The following is an 18700-nucleotide window of genomic DNA, read 5'->3' on the forward strand; positions in this document are numbered from 1 at the left end:
TCCAGGGTACGACCTAGGCGTGGGGCGCCTCGCTCAGGTGGAGCCGGCCGAGGCGTTCCGGGTCCGCGACGATCTCCAGTCTGGTGATCATTCCGTCGGCCACGGTGAAGGTAAGCACCCGGACGGGCCGGTCCAGTGGCCCCGCCGCGATCCCGGCCAGGCCGTCCACCAGCACCAACCGGGCGTCCGCCACCCGCCGGCCGTATGCCGTGGCCTGCCCGGCCACGGTCGAGGCGCCGCGCACCAGCGCCACCGCGCCGCCGGCGGCCACCGCGTCGGCCCGCAGCTCCACCTCCGGGTCCAGCACGGAGAGCAGGCCGGTGAAGTCGCCCTCGCGGGCCGCGGCCAGGAAGGCGGCCACCACCGCGCGCTGCCGGGCCCGGTCCACTGTGTCCTCTTCCCGCTGCCACGTTGTGCCGCCCTGCGCCTCCTCCCGCTGCCGCGTTGTGCCGGGCTGGGCCTCGGCCCGCGTGCCGCGAACCCGGCGGCGGGCACGGGAGGCCAACTGCCTGGTCGCGTCCGTCGACCGGCCGACCAGCGGCGCTATCTCCTCGAAGGACACCGCGAACATGTCGTGCAGCACGAACGCCAGCCGCTCGGCCGGCGCGAGCGTGTCCAGCACCACCTGGAGCGCCGGCCCCACCGAGTCGGCCAGCACGGCCAGCCGCTCCGGGTCCACCGGCTCCCCGGTCTCCGCCACGGGCTCCGGCGGGTGCGCACCGGCCAGCCGTTCCCGGCGGGACTCCCGGGAGCGCAGCATGTCCAGGCAGATCCGGGCGACCACGGTGGTCAGCCAGCCGGTCGGGTTGCGCACCTCGGCGCGGGCCGAGGGGCCGGCCCGGTCCACCCGCAGCCAGGCCTCCTGCACCGCGTCCTCCGCCTCGGCGGTGGAACCCAGCATGCGGAACGCGACCGCGCGCAGGTGGTCGCGCTCCGTGTGGAAGGCCTCGGTCAGCCGGTCGGTCCCGTCCATCGGTCACATCCTTCCCGCCCCGCCCGTCGTAACCGTGACGGATCCCGTGCGACGAACGTGACGAGAGGTGACCGGCATGCCCCGCATCCCGACCGTGCCCGCCCGCGAGGCCGGCCTTTCCGCCCGACTGGCCTACTGGTTCACCCGACGCGCGCTGCGCAAGCTGACCGGGCGCGAGCCGGACCGGATCATCGAACCCGTCGAGCTGTGCGCGCACTCGCCGTCGGCGCTGCGCGGAGTGTCCAAGCTGGAGCAGGCCGCCGCCGGCCTGAAGTTGCTGGACAAGCGCACCATGCTGCTGGCCGAGCTGAAGTCGGCCACCCTGGTGAACTGCGAGTTCTGCATCGACCTCGGCTCCCAGGTCGCTCGGCGGTGGGGGGTCGGCGAGGCCGAGCTGCGCGCGCTGCCGGCCTACCGGTCCAGCGAGCTGTTCTCCGAACGGGACAAACTGGTGCTGGACTTCGCGGTCGGCGCGACCCGCACCCCGGCGGCGGTCACCGACGAGCTGTTCGACCGGCTGCGCGCGCATTTCACCGACGCGCAGCTGGTCGAGCTGAGCTTCCTGGTCGCGCTGGGCAACTTCCGGGGCCGGCTCAACCACGCCCTGGGCGTCGGCGCGGCCGGTTTCAGCGAGGGCGCCTTCTGCGCCATCCCGGAACCCGGCCCGGCGTCCTGAACGTCCCAGCCCTCGCCGGTGCATTGGGTCGGACTCATACAAAACGCAGGTCATACACTTGCACTCGGACACGCCAAGTTCGGTGACGTCGGAAGGTGGAGCTGATGGCCGCGGTCGCCGCGCTGGACCACCCTCTCGGGCCATACACGGTGGATGAATGGTTGACTCTGCCCCCCACGGTGGATGGGTCGACGGTGGAGCTGATCTATGGATACCTGCACGTGAGCCCCGCTCCCTCCACCCAGCATCAGCGGATCGCCCGCCGTCTGACGCGGCTGTTGGAGGACGCGGTCGAAGCGTCCGGCCGACCCGATCTCGAGGTTCTTCCGACAGTCAACGTACGGATCAGCACGGCTTGGCGGACGGCACTCATCCCGGACGTGGTGGTACTGACCAGCCGCGCCAACGGTGTCACCGTGCCGGCCGACCTCCTGGCGCTCGCGGTTGAGGTCTGGTCGCCGGGCAACTCCCGCGCGGAGCAGGAGACCAAAACCGCTGGTTACGCGACTGCGGGTGTCCCGTTCCTGTGGACGGTCAGCGAAGGCCAGTTGGTCACGCACCGGTTGGTGAACGGGCAGTACGAGGTGGAGAACAGGGTGACCGCCGACGCCGCCGTAAGGGTCACCGCGGCCCCGGTGGCCGTGACAGTCGATTTCGCGGAACTGACCCGCTGACCGAAGCCAACGGGCTGAGCGGGGGCTGAGTCCCGGGTCCTGGCTTACCCGGAACAAACGCGGCGGAAAGCTACCGTTCTCCTCACGCGCCCGCCCCGGCTGGCGGGAACGCGCCGACCGGGCCATATACTCCGCCGAACGCCGGGGGGCTTGGGCAGCGGCCCAGAAAGCTAGACACACGTAGGGACGCCGATGGCACTGTTCCTGGCTCGCAGGTTCGCCAATTACCTGGTGCTCTGCGTGCTGGCCACCTTTCTGGCGTTCGCGCTCGCCTCGTTGACGTTCCGGCCACTGGACCAGTTCGCGCAGCGCCAGCCGCCGCCCCCGCCCAGCACCATCGAGGCGAAGCGGGTGGAGCTGCGGCTGGACAAGCCCATCCCGGAACGGTTCGCGCTGTGGGCGGGCGACGCCCTGGACGGCGACTTCGGGCGGACCGTGGCCAGCGCCCCGATCAGTGACGAGCTGTGGCGGCGGGCCGGGATCAGCCTGCGGTTGTTCCTGGTCGGCACGGTGATCGGGGTGATCGTCGGTGTGCTGCTCGGGGTCACCGCCGCGATCCGGCAATACAAGATCTTCGACCACGTGTCCACGTTCTTCTCGTTCCTGATCCTGTCCACGCCGGTGTTCGTCATCGGCACGCTGCTCAAGGTGGTCTGGCTGCCGGTGAACCAGGCGGCCGGCACCCAGATCCTGTACTTCAACGGGGAGTCGACGGCCGGCTTCTCCGGCACCGGGTGGGAGCTGGCGGTGGACCGGCTGCAACACCTGGTGCTGCCCACCGTCGCGGTGGCGCTGCCGCTGATCGCGTACTACAGCCGCTACCAGCGCAGCGCGATGCTGGACGTGCTCGGCTCGGACTTCCTGCGCACCGCCCAGGCCAAGGGGCTCACCCGCCGCCGCGCGTTGTTCACCCACGGGCTGCGCACCGCGCTGATCCCGATGGCCACGCTGTTCGCGTTCGGCTTCGGGCTGCTGGTCACCGGCGGGGTGTTCACCGAGCGCATCTTCGGCTGGTTCGGCATGGGTGACTGGCTGGTCTACGGCGTGCAGACGCAGGACGCGAACATCGTGGCCACGGTGACGCTGTTCATCGCGGTGCTGGTGTTGCTCTCCGGCTGGCTGTCCGACCTTCTCTACGGCGCGTTGGACCCCCGGGTCCGGGTGCGGTGAGCCCCATGACCGCGACCGAGTCGAGCCCGTCCACGGCCCCGGTGGCGGTGCCCGAGGTGCCGCCCGGCCGGCCGGCCGGGCGCGGGCGGCTGGTGCTGCGCCGGCTGCGGCGCAACCGGCTGGGCATGGCCGGCGCGGTGGTGATCGTGCTGCTGTTCCTGGGCGCGTTCGTCTCGCCGCTGCTCTACCCGTGGGACTACCGCACCCAGGACGACCTGGCGCTGCTCATGCCGCCGTCGCCGGAGCACTGGTTCGGCACCACCAAGCTGGGCGAGGACCTGTTCGCGCAGTGCATGCGCGGCCTGCAGAAGTCGCTGCTCATCGGCCTGCTGGTGGCGGTGATCTCCACCGCGGTGGCCTCCGTGGTCGGCGCGCTGGCCGGCTACTTCGGCGGGGTCACCGACCGGGCACTGATGTGGGTGGTGGACCTGCTGCTGGTACTGCCGTCGTTCCTGGTCGTGGCCATCCTGAGCCCGGCGTTCCGGGGCAAGTCCTGGCTGCTGCTGGTGCTCATGCTGTCCGCGTTCGGCTGGATGATCATGTCCCGGATCGTGCGGGGGATGACGCTGACCCTGCGCGAGCGGGAGTACGTGCTGGCCGCGAAGTTCATGGGCATGCCGGCCTGGCAGATCATCGCCAAGCACATCATCCCCAACATGGCGTCGTTGCTGATCATCGACGTGACCATCGGGGTGGGCGTGGCCATCCTGGCGGAGACCTCGCTCAGCTTCTTCGGCTTCGGCATCCAGCCGCCGGACGTGTCCCTGGGCACGCTGATCGCCTCCGGCACCGAGTCCGCGCTGACCTTCAACTGGCTGTTCAGCTTCCCCAGCGGGTTGCTCATCGTCACCGTGCTCGCGGTCAACTTCTTCGGTGACGCGGTGCGCGACGCGCTGGACCCGTCCGCCGGCCGGGCCAAGGCCGCCGGGCGGAAGAACGGAGCCCGCCGGTGACCGAACCGATCCTCCAGGTTTCCGACCTGCACGTGTCCTTCCCCAGCGAGGCGGGACCGGTGCGCGCGGTGCGCGGGGTCAACTTCGAGGTCGGGGCCGGCGAGGTGCTCGGCATCGTGGGCGAGTCGGGCTCGGGGAAGTCGGTATCCGCGCTGGCCACGATGGGCCTTCTGCCACCTCAGGCGCGGACCACCGGCTCGATCCGGTTCCGGGGTGAGGAGTTGCTCGGCCGCTCGGACGAGGAGCTGGCCAAGGTCCGGGGCAAGCGGATCTCCATGGTGTTCCAAGACCCGCTGTCCGCGCTGACCCCGATCTTCACCGTGGGCGACCAGGTGGCCGAGGCGCTGCGGGTGCACGGCACGCTGGGCAAGCAGGAGGCGGCCCGGCGCGCGGTCGAGCTGCTGGACGTGGTGGGCATCCCGCGCGCGGGTGAGCGGTCGCGCGCCTTCCCGCACGAGTTCTCCGGCGGTATGCGGCAGCGCGTGGTGATCGCCATCGCGATCGCCAACGACCCGGACCTGATCATCGCCGACGAGCCGACCACCGCACTGGACGTCACCGTGCAGGCCCAGGTGCTGGACGTGCTGCGCACCGCGCGCGAGCTCACCGGCGCCGGCCTGCTGCTGATCACCCACGACCTCGGAGTGGTGGCCGGGGTGGCCGACCGGGTACAGGTGATGTACGCCGGGCGGGTCGTCGAGTCGGCGCCGGTGGACGACGTGTTCGCCCACCCCCGGATGCCCTACACGCTGGGCCTGCTCGGCTCGATCCCCCGGCTGGACGCCGACCGGCACGCCCCGCTGGTGCCCATCGAGGGCCAGCCGCCGGCCATGGTCGACCCCGACCCCGGCTGCCCGTTCGAACCGCGCTGCCCGCTGGCCGTGCCCCAGTGCACGCACGAGGAACCGCCGCTGGAGACCGACAGCCAGCACTCCGCCGCCTGCTGGCGGGCCGGTGAACTGCGCCGGAACGAGCCGGACGCCGCCGAGATCTTCGGCATCCCGACGACCGGCGAACCCGAGGCGTCGCAAATTTCCACGCAGAGCGGCTCTGCGTGGAAAAAAGCAACAAACGGTGCACCGGATGTCGTGCTCCGGGTCACTGACCTGCACAAGCATTATCCGATCAGCAAGGGTGCGGTGATCCGCCGCCGCGTCGGCACGATGCGCGCGGTGGACGGGGTGAGCTTCGAGCTGCACGCCGGCGAGGTGCTCGCGCTGGTCGGCGAGTCGGGGTGCGGCAAGACGTCGACGCTGATGGAGATCCTCGGGCTGGGCAAGCCGTCCCAGGGCGCGATCGAGGTGCTCGGGCGGGACGTGGCCGGGCTGGACCGGGGTTCCCGCCGGGCCGTGCGGCGGGACCTGCAGGTGGTCTTCCAGGACCCGATGGCCGCTCTGGATCCCCGGATGCCCATCGGCGACGTGATCGCCGAGCCGCTGCGGGTGCACGGCGTACCGGCCGACCGGCAGGCGCAGCGGGTGAGCGAGCTGCTGCGCCTGGTCGGACTGCGCCCGGAGCACGCCGAGCGCTACCCGGCGGAGTTCTCCGGCGGCCAGCGCCAGCGGGTCGGCATCGCCCGCGCGCTCGCGCTCGAGCCCAAGGTGCTGGTGCTGGACGAGCCGGTGTCGGCGCTGGACGTGTCCATCCAGGCCGGCGTGATCAACCTGCTGAACGAGCTGAAGACCCGGCTCGGCCTGGCCTACCTGTTCGTCGCGCACGACCTGTCGGTGGTGCGCCACCTGGCCGACCGGGTCGCGGTGATGTACCTGGGCAAGCTGGTCGAGTCCGGCCCGGTGGACGAGGTCTTCGCCGCGCCGAGGCACCCGTACACCCAGGCGCTGCTCTCCGCCATCCCGATCCCGGACCCCGCCGTGGAGCGGCGCCGCGAGCGCATCCTGCTGCGCGGTGACCTGCCCAATGCGGCCGAACCGCCGTCCGGCTGCCGGTTCCGCACCCGCTGCCCGCTCTACGTCACGCTCGGCCCGCTGGCCCAGCAGCTGTGCACCGACCAGGAGCCGCCGCACACCGCACCGGAAGGCGCTGTGTCCCCGTCGGGCGCCAAACTGGGCGCCCGCCCCGAAGCGGCTCCGCCGCCGAGGAACCACCTGGTGGCCTGTCACCACTCCCGGGTGCGGGAGGTGGTCTGACGCCGTGCTGAAGTACGTGCTGCGCAAGTCGGTCGGCTGGCTGCTGATGATCGTGGTGGCCACCAACCTGACCTACCTCCTGGCCAACCTCTTCCTCGACCCGAGGGCCAACTACCTGCAGCTGCGCCCACCGCGCTCGCCGGAGCAGATCGACGCCTCGCTGGCCCAGTACAACCTGGCCCCGTCCACCCCGCTGGCGGAGCGCTGGTGGCACTGGGTGAACGGGATCGTCCGGCACTGGGACTGGGGCTCCTCGCCGATCGGGGAGAGCGTGAACGGGCAGATCGCCTTCCGCATCGGGGTGAGCGCACAGCTGGTGCTGTTGTCCCTGGTGCTCTCCGCGGTGATCGGCATCGCGCTGGCGGTGTACACCGCGGCCCGGCAGTACCGACTCGCGGACCGCTTCCACCAGGGACTTTCCATCATCACGCTGAACATCCCGGTGGTGGTGGCCGGCCTCGCGGTGGTGCTGCTGGCGATCGCGCTGAACCAGTCGGTGGGCACCACGCTGCTGTTCGTGGCCGGGGCGCAGTCCCCCACGGTGTCCGGGTTCTGGCCGCTGGTTCTGGACCGGCTGCAGCACCTGGTGCTGCCCACGATCGCGCTGACCGTGATCAACTACGCCGGCTACCACATGCTCCAGCGGTCGCTGCTGCTGGACACGATCAACTCCGACTACGTGCGGATGGCCAGGGCCAAGGGGCTGACCCGGCAGCGGGCGATCCGCCGGCACGGCCTGCGCACCTCGCTGATCCCGGTGGCCACCTCGATCGCGTTCGCCATCCCGGCGCTGTTCACCGGCGCGGTGATCACCGAGACGATCTTCGCCTGGCAGGGCATGGGCCAGTACTTCATCACCACGATCAGCAAGAACGACGTGCACGGCGCGGTGGCCGTGGCCGCCTTCGGCGCACTGATGACCGCCGTCGGCGCGATCCTGGCCGACCTCGCCGTCGTGGCACTGGACCCGAGAGTGCGGGTGACCGTATGACCACACACATTCCCGAGCTGCGGCCCACCTTCGGGCAGTCACCGGAGGCGAGCGCGCCGGGCGAGGTGACCCAGCGGGCGAACCGGCACCTGAGCCGGGGGCGGCTGTACACCCGCCGGTTCATGCGCAACCGCCCGGCGGTCGCCGGCCTGGCCATCCTGCTGCTGCTGGTGCTGTTCGCGCTGTTCGGCGGGTTTCTCACGCCGTACACCTACGCCGACGTGGACTTCGCCAACCTGACCTCGGCGCCGTCCCCGGAGCACTGGTTCGGTACCAACGGCGCCGGCAACGACACGTTCGCGCAGGCGGTGCACGGCCTTCAGCGGTCGCTGGTGATCGCGCTGACCGTCTCCCTGCTCACCACTCTGGTGTCCGCGTTCGTCGGCGCGGCGGCGGCCTACCTGCGGGGCAGCGCGGAGAAGATCATCCTGGGCACCATCCACTTCCTGATGGTGGTGCCGTCCTTCCTGATCCTCGCGCTGGTCTCGCAGAAGGCCGGCGGCGACTGGCGGACGCTGATCCTGGCGCTCACCGTGTTCGGCTGGATGCTCAGCGCGCGGGTGGTCTGGTCGCTGACCATCTCACTGCGCGAGCGGGAGTACGTGCAGGCGGCCCGGTTCATGGGGGTCAGCTCGTTCCGCATCGTGTTGCGCCACCTGATCCCGAACATCAGCTCGCTGCTGATCGTGTCGTTCACCCTGGGCGTGGTGGCCACCGTGCAGGCGGAGACCGGGCTCTCCTTCATCGGCTTCGGCGTGCAGCTGCCCGACGTCTCGCTCGGCACCATGCTCAGCGACGGCGCCAACACGCTCTCCAGCACACCCTGGCTGTTCTACTTCCCGGCCGCGCTGGTCACCCTGCTGACCGTGTCCATGGCGCTGATCGGCGACGGCCTGCGGGATGCGCTGGACCCGATGTCCCAGTCGGGCGGCCTGGCGTGACGGCACCGCTCCTGTCCGTGCGCGACCTGCGGGTTTCCTTCCCGTCCGAGGCCGGCCGGGTGGACGCGGTGCGTGGCGTCGACTTCGACCTCTACCCGGGCCGCACACTGGGCATCGTCGGCGAGTCCGGTTCGGGCAAGTCGGTGACCTCGCTGGCCGTGATGGGCCTGCTGCCGGAGTACGCGGCGGTCTCCGGGTCGATCACGCTGGCCGGCCGCGAGCTGCTCGGGCTGGACGACGAGCGGATGTCCGAGGTGCGCGGCCGGCAGCTGGGCATGATCTTCCAGGATCCGCTGTCCTCGCTGACCCCGATCTTCACCGTCGGCGACCAGATCGTCGAGGCGCTGCGCATCCACCAGGACCTGGCCAAGGACGTGGCCGCCAAACGCGCCGTGGAGCTGCTGGACCTGGTCGGCATCCCGAACCCCGAGGTGCGCGCGCGGTCCTTCCCGCACGAGTTCTCCGGCGGCATGCGGCAGCGGGTGGTGATCGCCATGGCGATCGCCAACGACCCACAGGTGATCATCGCCGACGAGCCGACCACCGCGCTGGACGTCACCGTGCAGGCGCAGATCCTCGAGGTGCTCAAGCTGGCCCAGGCGGAGACCGGGGCCGCGCTCATCATGATCACCCACGACCTCGGGGTGGTCGCCGGCACCTCGGACGAGGTGATGGTGATGTACGCCGGGCGACCGGTGGAGAAGGCGCCGGTGGACGAGCTGTTCGCCCGGCCCCGGATGCCGTACACAATCGGCCTGCTCGGCGCGGTGCCCCGGGTGGACACCGCCGAACGCGCGCCGCTGGTGCCGATCAGGGGCAACCCGCCGCTGCTCATCGATCTGCCGCCGGGCTGCCCGTTCGAGCCCCGCTGCCCGGTGGCGGTGCACGACTGCGCGGAGCGGGAGCCCGAGCTGGTCGGGGACGCACACGCGGTGGCCTGCCTGCGCGCACCGGAGATCAGCGACGGCTGGATCGGCGGCGCGCCGGTCTACCCGGTGCCCGCGCCGGTCGCCGAGGGCAGCGCCGCCCGGCCGCGCGAGCAGCGCCCGCCGGTGCTCCAGCTGGCCGGGTTGTCCAAGACCTTCCCGTTGTACAGCGGGAGCCTGCTGAAACGCCGGGTGGGCTCGGTGTACGCGGTCTCCGACGTGGACCTGGACATCCGGCGCGGCGAGACGCTCGGCCTGGTCGGCGAGTCCGGGTGCGGCAAGACCAGCACGCTGATCGAGATCATGAACCTGCGGCCGCCCGAGCGCGGCCACATCCGGGTCGCCGACGTCGACGTCGCGGACCTGCGCGACCACGACGCCGAGCGCGCGCTGCGGCGCCGGATCCAGATGGTCTTCCAGGACCCGGTGGGCGCGCTGAACCCTCGGCTGACCGTGTTCGACATCCTGGCCGAACCGCTGCGCGCGGTCGGCGAGACCGACCGGGCGGTCATCGGCGAGCGGGTGGACCGGCTGATGGAGCTGGTCGGCCTGGACCCCGAGCACACCGACCGCTTCCCCACCGCCTTCTCCGGTGGGCAGCGCCAGCGCATCGGCATCGCCCGCGCGCTGGCCACCGAGCCCTCGCTGCTGGTGCTGGACGAACCGGTGTCCGCGCTGGACGTGTCCATCCAGGCCGGCGTCATCAACCTGCTGAACGAGCTGAAGGCCAAGCTCGCGCTGTCCTACCTGTTCGTGGCGCACGACCTGGCGGTGGTACGGCACATCTGCGACCGGGTGGCCGTGATGTACCTGGGCCGCATCGTGGAGATCGGCGCCACCGACCGGGTGTTCGCCGCGCCCCAGCACCCGTACACCCAGGCCCTGCTGTCCGCCATCCCGGTGCCCGACCCGGCGGTCGAGCGGACCCGGGAACGGGTCATCCTCCGCGGCGACCTGCCCAGCCCGACGGAGTCCGCCCCGGGCTGCCGGTTCGTCAGCCGGTGCCCGCTGCACCCCACCCTGACCGAGGACCGGCGCACCCGCTGCGCCACCGAGACCCCCGCCCTGACCGGCAGCCCGGAAGTCGACCAGCTCAACGCCTGTCACTTCCGCTGACGCTCCCCCACCCGGCCGGAGATGAGGAACCGATGAAGCACATCGTGCAGAGGAGTGCCGCGCTCGCGGCGGTCGCCGCGCTGTCCATGGCGCTGGCCGCCTGCGGGGGCGGCGGGAGCGGCGAGGGGGGTGACACCGCGGCGTCGCTGGCGGCGAAGACCCAGTTCAACCCGCAGCCGTACGAGAGCCTGAAGGACGGCGGCTCGCTGACCACGGCCATCACCGAGATCACCCCGCAGTTCAACACCTTCCAGACCGACGGCACGCTGTACACGCTGAACGTGTGGCGCTGGTACAACCCGACCCTGATCACTTTCACCGCCGACGGCGACCCGGTGTACAACCCGGACTACCTGACCGACGTCAAGCAGGACACGGTCAACGGGAACACCCGGATCACGTACACGATCAACCCGAAGGCCACCTACAACGACGGCGCGCCCATCGACTGGCGCTCCTTCGAGTCCACCTGGCAGACCAGCAACGGCCGCAACCAGGCCTACTTCGTCAGCTCCACCGACGGCTACGACCGGATCGCCTCGGTCACCCGGGGCGTGGACGACCGGCAGGCCGTGATCACCTTCAACGGCATCGACGTCTGGTGGCCCGGCCTGTTCAACGTGCTGCTCAACCCCAAGGCCACCGACCCCAAGGTGTACAACCAGGGCTACATCAACAACCCGCACAACGAGTGGGGCGCCGGTCCGTACCAGATACAGAAGTTCGACCAGCAGAACGGCACCATCGTGTTCGAGCGCAACCCGCGCTGGTGGGGCAAGCGGGGCAAGCTGGACACCCGGACCTTCCTGACCATGGAGTCCTCGGCGGCCATCAACGCGTTCCGCAACGGCCAGCTGGACATCGTCGCGGTGAACAGCCAGAACGACTACGCCCAGGTGAAGACGCAACCCGGCACCGAGATCCGCAAGGGTCCTTCGTTGCAGCTGGACTTCTTCACCCTGAACGGGCAGAGCCCGATCCTGTCCGACCCGAGGGTGCGCAAGGCGGTCTTCGAGTCCATCGACCGCCAGCAGATCGTGAAGTTCCACTTCAACGGCCTGGACTACACCGCCGACCCGCAGGGCTCGATGAACCTGCTGCCCTTCCAGAAGGGCTACCAGAACACCTTCGACCAGGTCATCCGGTACGACCCTGAGCAGGCGAAACGGGACCTGGACGCGGCCGGCTGGGTGCCCGGTCCGGACGGGTTCCGGCAGAAGAACGGCCAGCCGCTGCGCTTCACCTACGTGAACACCGGCGACGACGTGGTGGGCAAGGCGGTGGCCGGCGGCACCGCCGCGATGCTGAAGAACGTCGGCATCCAGCTGGACATCCGCCAGGTACCGTCCTCCGACTACTCGAAGATCGTCACCGGACGCCAGTTCGACATGTTCTACTCCGGCGTGAGCCAGGGAGACCCGTACGGCCTGGCCTACATCTGCCAGATGTGGTGCTCGAACACCGGGCTGATCAAGTCCGGGCTGAACGACCCGAAGAACGACGCGCTGGTCCGCTCGGTCAACACGCTGCCCACCCCGGAGGAGCAGTACGCGCGGGGCGCAGAGGCGGAGAAGGCGGCGCTGGCCACCTACGGTGTCATGCCCACGGTCAACCTGCCGGCGATCTACGCGGTGAAGCAGGGCCTGGCCAACTACGGCGCGGGCCGCTTCTACGTCGCCACGCCGGAGACCATCGGCTGGCAGAAGTAACCGGCCGGGCTGCCGGAAAACCGCTGGACCTATCCTGATCGCCGTGCTCAAGGTCACCCCGGGACGGAACAGGCACGGTGGGGCGCTGCTCGCCCTGGTGTTGGCGGCGGCGCTGGCGCTGTCCGGGTGCGGTGGCGGCACCGGCCAGCGGCTGTCCCCGGACAAACAGGCCAGCGGCAACGACATCAACTCCAAGCCGCGTGACCAGGTGCGCGACGGCGGCACGCTGCGCTGGCCGATTCCGGCGCTGCCCACCAACTACAACTACAACCACCTCGACGGCACGGTGGCGGAGACCAGCGACATCGTCGGCGCGGTGATGCCGAGGCTGTTCCCCGGCACGGTGGACGGTGGTTTCCGGATCAACACCGACTACCTGACCGACGCGCGGGTCACGGCCACCGAGCCGAACCAGGTGGTCACCTACACGATCAACCCCAAGGCGGCCTGGAGCGACGGGACGCCGATCACCTGGCGGGACTTCGAGGCGTTCTGGCGGGCCAGCAACGGGAAGAACCCGGCCTTCCAGACCGCCGGCACGGTGGGCTACGAGGACGTCACCTCGGTGGTGCGCGGAACCGACGACAAGCAGGCCGTGGTGACCTTCGGCAAGCGGGTCGGCGAATGGCAGGCGCTGTTCGAGCCGCTCTATCCCGCGTCGCACTACTCCACCCCGGACGCGTTCAACAAGGGCTGGGCCACGTCGATGCCGGTCACCGCGGGGCCGTTCGTGGTGGACGCGATCGACCAGACGGCCAAGACGGTGACCCTCAAGCGCAACCCGAACTGGTGGGGCGCTCCGGCCAAGCTGGACACGATCATCTTCCGGGCCATGGACCAGGCCGCGCAGCCGGACGCGCTGGCCAACAACGAGCTCGACTTCTACGACGTGGGCTCCAGCGTCGACCTGCTCCGCCGCGCCCAGGGCATCCCCGGAGTGGCCATCCGGATCAGCCCGTCGGAGTACTACAACCAGCTCACGTTCAACGGCTCGCCCGGCGCGGCGCTGTCCGACGAGCGGGTGCGGCTGGCGGTGGCCAAGGGCATCGACCGGCAGGCCATCGCCCGGCGGATGATCGGCCAGATCGTGCCCCAGGCACACACCGCCGGAAACCACATCTACCGGCTGGGCAGCAAGGACTACCGGGACAACTCGGCCGCCCTCCCGTTCGACCCGGCCGCCGCCGAGCGCGAGCTGGACTCGCTGGGCTGGACCCGGCCGGCGCCCGGCGCGCCGAGGCAGAAGGACGGCCGGCCGCTGCGGCTCCGGCTGGGCTTCTACGACCAGCAGGCCAACACCGACCTGTGCAAGACGGTGCAGAACCAGCTGGCGCAGCTCGGCGTCACCGTGGAGCTCACGCCGTTCCCCGGCAGTGAGTACACGACGAACCTGACCAGGGGCAACTTCGACCTGTTCAGCTTCGCCTGGGGCAACACCCCCACCCCCTTGACCAGCTCGCTGGGCATCTACTCCAGCCCGCTGGGCAACAACGTCCGGCAGAACTACGGCCGGATCGCCAGCCCGGAGGTGGACCGGCTGTTCGCCGAGGGGGTCACCGAGCTGGACCCGGCCAGGCGCACCGAGATCGGCGACCGGATCGACCAGCTGCTCTGGCGGAACATGCACGACCTACCGCTGTACCCCCGGCCGGCGGTGGTGGCCGCGAAGGACAACCTGGCGAACTTCGGGGCACAGGGTTTCGCCACCTACAGCTACACCGACATGGGGTTCACCAAGTGAGACGGGCAGTAGTGGTAGTGATCGCGGCGGCGGCCTTGGTGCTGTCGGGGTGCGGGGACGGCGGGGCGGACCGCCCGGCCCTGCCCAGCGCCTATGCCGGCAAGATTGACATCAACCCGATGACGGCGGCCGAGCTGCGGGACGGCGGGGAGCTGCGCTGGCCGCTGGAGTACATCCCGGACAGCTTCAACCGGTACCAGCCGACCGGGACCTCGCACCAGACCGAGATGGTCACGGACGCGGTGATGCCGCGCACGTTCCGCACCGCTCCGGACGGCAAGCCCAAGCTGGACACCGAGTACCTGGTGTCCGCCGACCTGACCAACCAGCTGCCGCAGACGGTCACCTACGTGATCCAACCGGCCGCCACCTGGAGCGACGGCACGCCGATCACCTGGCGCGACTTCGAGGCCCAGTGGAAGGCGCTGACCGGTGCCGTCCCCGGCGAGCAGGCGGTACGCGAGCAGGGCTACGGGGAGATCGCCTCGGTCAAGCGGGGCAGCGACGACAAGCACGTCGTGGTGACCTTCGCCGACCAGTTCCCGGAGTGGCAGGGGCTGTTCAGCCCGCTCTACCCGGCGTCCACCAACACCAACCCGGTGGTGTTCAACACCGGCTGGCTGCGCAAGATCCCGACCACGGCCGGGCCGTTCAAGGTGCAGGAGGTCAACGCGCTGGCCAACACGGTCACGCTGGTCCGGAACGAGCGCTGGTGGGGTCCCCGGCCCAAGCTGGACAAGATCACCTTCAAGGTGGTGCCGCCCAACGACCTGCCGGACGCGCTGCTGCGCAACGAGATCGACTTCTATCCGATCGAGTCCAGCGGGGAGCGGTTGCGCCGGGCGCAGACCACCCCGGGATTGGTCATCCGGCAGGCCACCGAGCGCGGCTACGACCAGCTGATCGTGAACGGCGGCCCCGGCGCCGTCCTCGCCGACGTGCAGCTGCGCCGGGCCATCGCGCGCGGCATCGACCGGCAGGCGATCACCAAGAAGGTCATCGGCCAGGTGGCGCCGAACGCGAAGCAGCTGGGCAACCACCTGTTCCCGGCCAACTCGTGGCGGTACACCGACAACTCCGGCGTGCTGCCCTACGACTCGGCCGCCGCCGGGCAGGACCTGGACGCGCTGGGTTGGGTCAAGCGCGGTGACCGCCGGTTCCGCGGCGCCACCCCGCTGCAGCTGCGGCTGGTCACCACGGCCGGCGACCCGGTGGGCGATGTGATCGCGGCCGAGCTGCGGGAACAGCTGTTCCGCATCGGCGTCGTGGTGGTGCCGCAGCCGCTGCTCGGGCCGGCCAAGGACGTCGCCATGCGGACCAGCAACTTCGACCTGTTGCTGGCCGGCGGCAGCACGTCCAACACCCCACTGGCCAGCGCGCGGCCCCGGTTCTACCAGCCGGTCGGGGCGGACCTGGCGGCCAACTACGGGCGGATCTACAACCAGCAGATCGACGACGACCTCGGGGACGCCACCGAGGAGCCGGACGACACCCAGCGCGCCACCATCGCGGACGGCGTGGACCAGCTGATCTGGACGGTGGTGCACAGCCTGCCGCTGTACGCCGACCCGGGCATCTACGCGGTCCGGACCTCCCTGGCCAACTTCGGCGCCCCCGGGCTGACCGAGGTGGACTACTCGGCGATTGGCTTCGCCTCGTGAGTGATTTGTATGGCTATAGCCACACTCGCCGCTCACGGGTCGCGGCGGTGCTAGCCGCCGCGACATTGCTGCTGGCCGGATGTGCCGGCGGGGGCGGGCGCCTGGAAGCCCCGCGACACGGCACCCAGGACGTGAACCCCCAGGACCCCGCCACCCTGCGCGACGGCGGTGACCTGCGCATTCCGCTGGACAACCTGCCGACCAACTACAACTACAACCACGTCGACGGGCACGAGAACGCGACCCAGTCGGTGTTGGCCGCGCTGATGCCGCAGGTGTTCGAGGACGCGCCGGACGGCACCCAGCGGCTGAACACCGACGTGGTCACCTCGGCCCAGCTGGTCTCCACCAACCCGCAGGTGGTGCACTACCGGATCAACGACCGCGCGGTCTGGTCGAACGGCCGGCCGATCGACTGGGAGGACTTCGCCGCGCAGGTGCGCGCCAGCAGCGCCGCCAACCAGGCCTACCAGGTCGGGGACAAGTCGGGCTACGCCGACGTGGCCAAGGTGGACCGGGGCGAGACCGACAAGGACGTGCTGGTCACCTTCGCCCATCCGTACTCGGAGTGGCAGCAGCTGTTCTACCTGCTGTACCCGAAGGAGACCAACAACGACCCGGCCGTGTTCAACACCGGCTGGCTGCTCGCCCCCCGGGAGACGGCCGGGCCGTTCAAGGTGGGTGTGGTGGACCGCACCGCAAAGACCCTCACGCTGGTGCGCAACGAGCGCTGGTGGGGCGCCAAGCCCAAGCTGGACCGGGTGATCTTCACCGTCACCGAGCGGCGCGCCCGGGCCGATCGCCTGGCCAACAACGAGATCGACACCTACGAGATCGGCTCGGACGTGGACCTGTTCCGGCGCGCCCAGGGCATTCCCGGGGTGCGGATCCGGCAGGCCATCCCCAAGCAGTACCCGCACCTGACCTTCAACGGCGCCCCCGGGGCGGTGCTCTCCGACCTGAGGCTGCGCCAGGCCATCGCTCGCGGGGTCGACCGGAAGGCGGTCGCGCAGCGGCTGGTCGGCCAGATCGTGCCGAACCTGGTGCCCATGGGGAACCACATCTACCCGGTCGGTTCGAAGGGCTACCGGGACAACACCGCGTTCCCCTTCGACCAGGCGGCGGCGAACGCCGAGCTGGACGCGCTCGGCTGGGTCCGCCCGGCGCCGGGCGCGGTGCGGGCCAAGGACGGCAGGCCGCTGCGGCTGCGGATGGTGGTGCCGGCCGGAAACCCGCCGTCCGACGCCACCTCGAAGACCGTGCTCGACCAGCTCGGGCAGATCGGCGTGCAGGTGGTGATCGAGGCGGTGCCGCCGAACGCGTTCTTCGACGAGTTCGTGAACCGGGGCAACTTCGACCTGACCACCTTCCAGTGGGTGTCCAGCTCGGCATCCTTCTCCAACAGCCTGAACGTCTACCAGTCACCGAAGGGCAACGACACCGGGCAGAACTTCAGCCGGATCTGGGACCCCCGGATCGACGAGCTCTACCGCCAGGGCTTCGCCGAACTGGACGACAACAAGCGCATCGAGATCGGCAACGAGATCGACAAGCTGATCTGGCAGGAGGTGCACAACATCCCGCTGTACCCGCAGACCGGCGCGTTCGCGGTGCGGGAGAAGCTGGCCAACTTCGGCGCCAAGGGCCTCGGCGACTGGGACTACATCCGCGCCGGCTGGATGAACTGAGCCTCGGGCCGGGCGCGCTCGTCGTCCACGAACCCGGGACGCGCCGCGCGCAGCCCGACCACGAGCTGCACCACCAGCACTCCGGCCAGGGTCAGCACCGCGGGGGCCCACGACTCCGTGAGGTCGCGCAGCACCCCGACGGCCAGCGGACCGGTCGCGGCCAGCGCGTAGCCGCCGGTCTGCACGAACCCGGACAACGCCGTGGTCACCTCCGGTCGCCGGCTGCGCAGGTTGATCATGGTGACGGCCAGCGCGAAGCCGCCGTGCGTCGCGGCGAGCAGCACCGCCCAGAGCACCGGCGCCCCGCCGGGTGCGAGCAGCAGCCCCAGGTAGCCAACGATGCCGGCGGCCGAAACGCCGATCACCGACAGCCGCGCGTACCCCGGATCCCTGGCCGCCAACCACGGCAACACCAAGGTCACCGGCAACCCCAGCGCGGCCGTCAGCGCAAGCAACCCAGCCGCCCGGCCGGCGCTCACCCCCGCCGCGGTGAAGATCTCCGGCAACCACCCCATCAACGCAAACGACCCCGTCGACTGCAACCCGAAAAACGCCGTCAACGCCCAAGCCGTCCGACTCCCCCACAACCCCTCCCCCCGGCCCCGCGAGTCGGGGATCGAGGTACGGCGAGTCGGGGATCCGGATACGGCGAGTCGGGGTTTCGTGCACGGTGAGTCGGGGTTTGAGGTACCACTCGGCCCACGGTAGGTATCGGCCCCCGGGCGAGGCGCGATCAGCCAGGGCAGCAGCGCAACGGCCGCCACCGCCGCCCAGATCGCCAGGCCACCGCGCCAGCCGTGGCCGAGCGCCTCCGCGAGCGGGATGGTGGTGGCCGCCGGCACCGCCACGCCGGACACCGCACTCATCGAGTACACGCCGGTCATGAACCCGACCCGGTCCGGGAAGTACCGCTTGACCAGCGCCGGCAGCAGGATGTTCGCCACCCCGATGCCGACCAGGGCGAGCAGGCTGCCCAGCAGGAACGGCGGCACCGACGGCGCCACCGCCCGCCCGGCCAGGCCCAGCGCGATCGCCGCGATCGCTCCGAGCAGCAACCCGTAGCTCCCGAACCGCCGGGACAACGCCGGCGTGACCGCCGCGCACAGGGCGAAGCACACCACCGGCAGCGCGGTGAGCAGGCCCGCCGTGCTCGCGCTCATCTCCAACGCGGCGCGCACCTGGCCGAGCACCGCGCCCAGGCTGCTCACCGCCGAACGCAGGCTCAGTCCGGTGACCACCACCGCCACGGCCGCAATCCATCGGTTTCTAACCATCAAACCTGTATAGCTGGTTTGCAACTAACCAGTCAAGCCTCTTAGACGGTAAGATGAGGG

Annotated in this window: 14 protein-coding genes; 12 read left to right on the forward strand and 2 right to left on the reverse strand. The window is 70.5% G+C overall.

The genetic code is table 11. The annotated features are described in order from the left end of the window. Positions 1-13: 13 nt before the first annotated feature. Positions 14-973: a sigma-70 family RNA polymerase sigma factor gene (locus ABEB12_RS18845; protein ID WP_185059118.1), complete on the reverse strand. Its 960-nt coding sequence runs from the start codon at positions 971-973 to the stop codon at positions 14-16. Positions 974-1049: 76 nt separating this feature from the next. Here ABEB12_RS18845 and ABEB12_RS18850 point away from each other — a divergent pair, with 76 nt between their 5' ends. From ABEB12_RS18850 to ABEB12_RS18905, 12 genes are all read left to right on the forward strand, one after another. Further along, on the forward strand, positions 1050-1649 hold the full coding sequence (locus ABEB12_RS18850) for a carboxymuconolactone decarboxylase family protein (protein WP_185059117.1): 600 nt from the start codon (positions 1050-1052) through the stop codon (positions 1647-1649). Positions 1650-1753: 104 nt separating this feature from the next. Beyond that, on the forward strand, positions 1754-2323 hold the full coding sequence (locus ABEB12_RS18855) for a Uma2 family endonuclease (RefSeq protein WP_185059116.1): 570 nt from the start codon (positions 1754-1756) through the stop codon (positions 2321-2323). Positions 2324-2515: 192 nt separating this feature from the next. Further along, positions 2516-3493, forward strand: coding sequence for an ABC transporter permease subunit (locus tag ABEB12_RS18860; protein WP_185059115.1), 978 nt, complete (start codon positions 2516-2518; stop codon positions 3491-3493). Positions 3494-3498: 5 nt separating this feature from the next. Next, positions 3499-4446 carry an ABC transporter permease subunit gene (locus tag ABEB12_RS18865; RefSeq protein WP_185059114.1) on the forward strand — a complete coding sequence of 316 codons (948 nt, stop codon included), beginning with the start codon at positions 3499-3501 and terminating at the stop codon, positions 4444-4446. Then, positions 4443-6593: a dipeptide ABC transporter ATP-binding protein gene (locus ABEB12_RS18870; RefSeq protein WP_185059113.1), complete on the forward strand. Its 2151-nt coding sequence runs from the start codon at positions 4443-4445 to the stop codon at positions 6591-6593. Before ABEB12_RS18865 ends, ABEB12_RS18870 begins: the two co-directional genes overlap by 4 nt. A 4-nt stretch (positions 6594-6597) precedes the next feature. Then, entirely contained in the window at positions 6598-7584 is a 987-nt protein-coding gene (locus ABEB12_RS18875; protein WP_185059112.1) for an ABC transporter permease subunit, read from the forward strand. Next, positions 7581-8525 (forward strand): ABC transporter permease subunit, encoded by a 945-nt coding sequence (locus ABEB12_RS18880; protein WP_185059111.1) that lies wholly within the window; start codon positions 7581-7583, stop codon positions 8523-8525. Before ABEB12_RS18875 ends, ABEB12_RS18880 begins: the two co-directional genes overlap by 4 nt. Further along, entirely contained in the window at positions 8522-10567 is a 2046-nt protein-coding gene (locus tag ABEB12_RS18885; RefSeq protein ID WP_185059110.1) for a dipeptide ABC transporter ATP-binding protein, read from the forward strand. The genes ABEB12_RS18880 and ABEB12_RS18885 overlap by 4 nt, the downstream gene beginning before the upstream one ends. A gap of 32 nt (positions 10568-10599) precedes the next feature. Continuing rightward, positions 10600-12276, forward strand: a complete 1677-nt coding sequence (locus ABEB12_RS18890; RefSeq protein ID WP_185059109.1) for an ABC transporter substrate-binding protein — start codon at positions 10600-10602, stop codon at positions 12274-12276. Between the two features lie 43 nt (positions 12277-12319). Next, complete coding sequence (locus ABEB12_RS18895) at positions 12320-14017, forward strand: ABC transporter substrate-binding protein (protein WP_185059108.1); 1698 nt, start codon at positions 12320-12322, stop codon at positions 14015-14017. After that, on the forward strand, positions 14014-15678 hold the full coding sequence (locus tag ABEB12_RS18900) for an ABC transporter substrate-binding protein (protein ID WP_185059107.1): 1665 nt from the start codon (positions 14014-14016) through the stop codon (positions 15676-15678). The genes ABEB12_RS18895 and ABEB12_RS18900 overlap by 4 nt, the downstream gene beginning before the upstream one ends. Next, positions 15675-17366, forward strand: coding sequence for an ABC transporter substrate-binding protein (locus ABEB12_RS18905; protein ID WP_185059106.1), 1692 nt, complete (start codon positions 15675-15677; stop codon positions 17364-17366). The genes ABEB12_RS18900 and ABEB12_RS18905 overlap by 4 nt, the downstream gene beginning before the upstream one ends. Here ABEB12_RS18905 and ABEB12_RS18910 read toward each other — a convergent pair. Then, entirely contained in the window at positions 17339-18613 is a 1275-nt protein-coding gene (locus tag ABEB12_RS18910; RefSeq protein WP_185059105.1) for an MFS transporter, read from the reverse strand. The genes ABEB12_RS18905 and ABEB12_RS18910 overlap by 28 nt on opposite strands. Between the last annotated feature and the right edge of the window lie 87 nt (positions 18614-18700).

It is taken from the genome of Actinospineispora eucalypti (genome assembly GCF_039543365.1).
In the GTDB taxonomy this organism is placed as follows: domain Bacteria; phylum Actinomycetota; class Actinomycetes; order Mycobacteriales; family Pseudonocardiaceae; genus Pseudonocardia; species Pseudonocardia eucalypti.

What these genes read in the sequence shown, in the direction of transcription:
- ABEB12_RS18850 (WP_185059117.1), top strand. Translation starts at nt 1,050, where the DNA reads ATGCCCCGCATCCCGACCGTGCCCGCCCGCGAGGCCGGCCTTTCCGCC.
- ABEB12_RS18865 (WP_185059114.1), top strand. Translation starts at nt 3,499, where the DNA reads ATGACCGCGACCGAGTCGAGCCCGTCCACGGCCCCGGTGGCGGTGCCC.
- ABEB12_RS18890 (WP_185059109.1), top strand. Translation starts at nt 10,600, where the DNA reads ATGAAGCACATCGTGCAGAGGAGTGCCGCGCTCGCGGCGGTCGCCGCG.
- ABEB12_RS18860 (WP_185059115.1), top strand. Translation starts at nt 2,516, where the DNA reads ATGGCACTGTTCCTGGCTCGCAGGTTCGCCAATTACCTGGTGCTCTGC.
- ABEB12_RS18880 (WP_185059111.1), top strand. Translation starts at nt 7,581, where the DNA reads ATGACCACACACATTCCCGAGCTGCGGCCCACCTTCGGGCAGTCACCG.
- ABEB12_RS18855 (WP_185059116.1), top strand. Translation starts at nt 1,754, where the DNA reads ATGGCCGCGGTCGCCGCGCTGGACCACCCTCTCGGGCCATACACGGTG.
- ABEB12_RS18845 (WP_185059118.1), bottom strand. Translation starts at nt 973, where the DNA reads ATGGACGGGACCGACCGGCTGACCGAGGCCTTCCACACGGAGCGCGAC.